Below are 2553 nucleotides of genomic sequence, written 5' to 3' on the forward strand. Positions count from 1 at the left end.
TCCCCCGACGATCCGTCCGCCTGCCCGGACCACTCCCGATCCGCGGTGCGGGGGATCGCCGACCTCGGCCGCCTCGCGGCCTCTCACGAATCGGCCGACTTCACCACCAGCGTCTCGGTGGTCACGGGCACCGGACACCCGGTCGAGGAGGTCCCGCCGGTCGTCGGCCTGTCCCTGTACCGGACCGCGCAGGAGGCGCTGGCCAACGTCCGGCGGCACTCCACGGCCGACCGCGCGAGCGACGTCCTGCGCACCGGTGAGGGACCGGGCGGGACCCCGTACGCGGAGGTGGAGATCCTTGACGCCGGGCGCCCCCGGGTCGGCACCTCCGGGAGTGGTCTGGGCCTGCTGGGTATGCGCGAACGGGTGCGGTCACACGGCGGGGAGTGCGAGATCGGGCCGCGGGTGACCGGCGGCTACCGGGTACGGGTGCGCCTGCCGTACCGCCCCGACGTGGAGGCCGACCGGACATGAACACCGTCCTGCGGGTCCTCGTGGTGGACGATCAGCCGCTCATGCGGTCCGGATTCTCGATGATGCTCGGCGTGGAACCCGACCTCGAGGTGATCGGCGACGCCGCGGACGGTGCGCAGGCGGTGGAGATGTGTCGGCGACTGCGGCCCGACGTGGTGTTGATGGACGTACAGATGCCGGGCACCGACGGCATCGAGGCGACCCGACTCATCACCGGTGAGGCCCTGGCCAGGGTGCTGATCCTCACGACCTTCGACCGGGACGACTACCTGTTCGACGCATTGCGCGCCGGGGCCGGTGGCTTCCTGCTCAAGAACTCCGACCCGCAGGACCTGGTCGACGGGGTCCGCGCCGTGGGGCACGGCCACGCGCTGCTCGCGCCCGAGGTCACCCGCCGCGTCATCGAACGGCTCACCGCTCCCACGGCACCGGACGCCGGCGACGGGTCACCCGCGCCCGCGGGGTCCCGGCCGGTGGCACTGGACGAGCTCACCGCCCGGGAGACCGAGGTCCTGCGTCTTGTCGCCCGGGGGTTGTCCAACGCGGAGATCGCGCGCACGCTGGTCGTGGGCGAGGCCACGGTCAAGACCCACGTGTCCGCGTGCCTGTCCAAGCTCCACCTCCGAGACCGCGTCCAGGCGGTCGTCCTGGCCTACGAGGCCGGCCTCGTCCACCCCGGCGAGTGAGCCGCGACGAACGGACGGCCGCCCGCCCGCGCCCTGCGTCTCCCCCCTGAGGGGGAGACCTTCCCTGCTCTCCCCGGAGATGTCATCCTCCCGGCTGATCCGCCGGACCGCCCTGGAGCCATAGCGTGGACGCGGTACAGGACACCAGGGAGGACACCATGCTGGAACTCGACGGGCTGACCCGACGATTCGGGGAGACCCTCGCCGTGGACGACGTCGGATTCGAGGTCCCGCGGGGGGCGATGACCGGTTTCGTCGGCGGCAACGGCGCCGGGAAGACCACCACCATGCGGATGATCATGGGCGTTCTGCAGCCGACCGCGGGCACGGTCATGTGGAAGGGCCGGGAGGTGACGGTCGCGGATCGTCGCACCTTCGGGTACATGCCGGAGGAGCGTGGGTTGTACCCGAAGCAGCCCATCCTCGACCAACTCGTCTACCTCGGCAGACTCCAGGGGCGCAGCCCGGAGGGCGCACGTCGGTCGGCGACGGAGTTGCTCGACCGCTTCGGGCTCGGCGACCGTACCGGGGACAAGCTCGAGTCGCTGTCCCTGGGCAACCAGCAGCGCGTCCAGGTCGTCGCCGCGGTCATCGGCGGGCCGGAACTGCTGGTCCTCGACGAACCCTTCTCGGGCCTGGACCCGGTCGCCGTCGACTCCATGGTCGACCTGCTGCGCGAGTACACGAGTCAGGGTGTGCCCGTGTTGTTCTCCTCGCATCAACTCGACCTGGTGGAACGCCTCTGCGACCACCTCGTCGTCCTGGCGGGCGGGCGGGTCGTCGCCAACGGGACGGTGGACGACCTCCGCCGACGTGGCCGCGTCCTGCACCGGCTGGTCGCCGGTACGGACGTCGGGTGGGTCCGGGGTCTGCCGGGCGTCCACGTCGTCGACGTCGACGGTCCCACCGCACTACTGGACCTCGACCGCCCCGAGGTGACCGACCTCGTCCTGCGCGAGGCGATGGCGCGGGGCAGCGTCCGCGAGCTCGCCGAAGTCGTTCCCACCCTCTCCGAGATCTACCGCGAGGTGACGTCATGACCACCACGACCCCCACCCGGTCGCCGGCGACCGAGTCCGCCTGGCGCATCGTCGCCGGTCGCGAGATCATGGTCAAACTCCGCGATCGAAACTTCATCATCTCCACCCTGACCACCATCGCGATCTTCGTCGTCGCCTTCGGGCTGTCGTTCCTCCTCGGCGGGCGCGATGACGAGAAGACCGTCGCCGTCGCCTCTAACGACGCCTCGGCCATCGTGCACGCCGCAGCTGCTGCGGCCACCCCGGACAGGGAGGGCGCCGAGGAGGGGACCGGACCCGGCGCGCAGGCGGGTGTCCCCCCGATCGAGCTGTCCGTCACCGAGGTCGCCGACCCCGCCGCCGCCGAACAGGCG

General features: G+C 71.6%; 3 protein-coding genes and 1 pseudogene. All 4 read left to right on the top strand.

Features of this window, described 5'->3' with window-relative positions; all coding sequences use genetic code 11:
- On the top strand, nt 1–474 hold a 474-nt coding region (locus G6026_RS00005; protein ID WP_347238044.1), incomplete at its 5' end, for an ATP-binding protein.
- Nucleotides 471–1160 (top strand): response regulator transcription factor, encoded by a 690-nt coding sequence (locus G6026_RS00010; protein ID WP_182611876.1) that lies wholly within the window; start codon nt 471–473, stop codon nt 1158–1160. The genes G6026_RS00005 and G6026_RS00010, both read left to right, overlap by 4 nt.
- A gap of 158 nt (nt 1161–1318) precedes the next feature.
- The gene (locus tag G6026_RS00015; protein WP_107758259.1) at nt 1319–2200 is read left to right on the top strand and encodes an ATP-binding cassette domain-containing protein; all 882 of its coding nucleotides are present in this window, start codon (nt 1319–1321) and stop codon (nt 2198–2200) included.
- A pseudogene (locus G6026_RS00020) lies at nt 2197–2553 on the top strand (ABC transporter permease); the annotation flags it as partial. The gene G6026_RS00015 and the pseudogene G6026_RS00020, both read left to right, overlap by 4 nt.

The sequence above is a fragment of the Dietzia sp. DQ11-38-2 genome, from assembly GCF_014145055.1.
Taxonomy (GTDB): domain Bacteria; phylum Actinomycetota; class Actinomycetes; order Mycobacteriales; family Mycobacteriaceae; genus Dietzia.

Excerpts from the sequence above, each read along its gene's own strand:
- G6026_RS00010 (WP_182611876.1), top strand. The coding sequence starts at position 471 with ATGAACACCGTCCTGCGGGTCCTCGTGGTGGACGATCAGCCGCTCATG.
- G6026_RS00015 (WP_107758259.1), top strand. The coding sequence starts at position 1,319 with ATGCTGGAACTCGACGGGCTGACCCGACGATTCGGGGAGACCCTCGCC.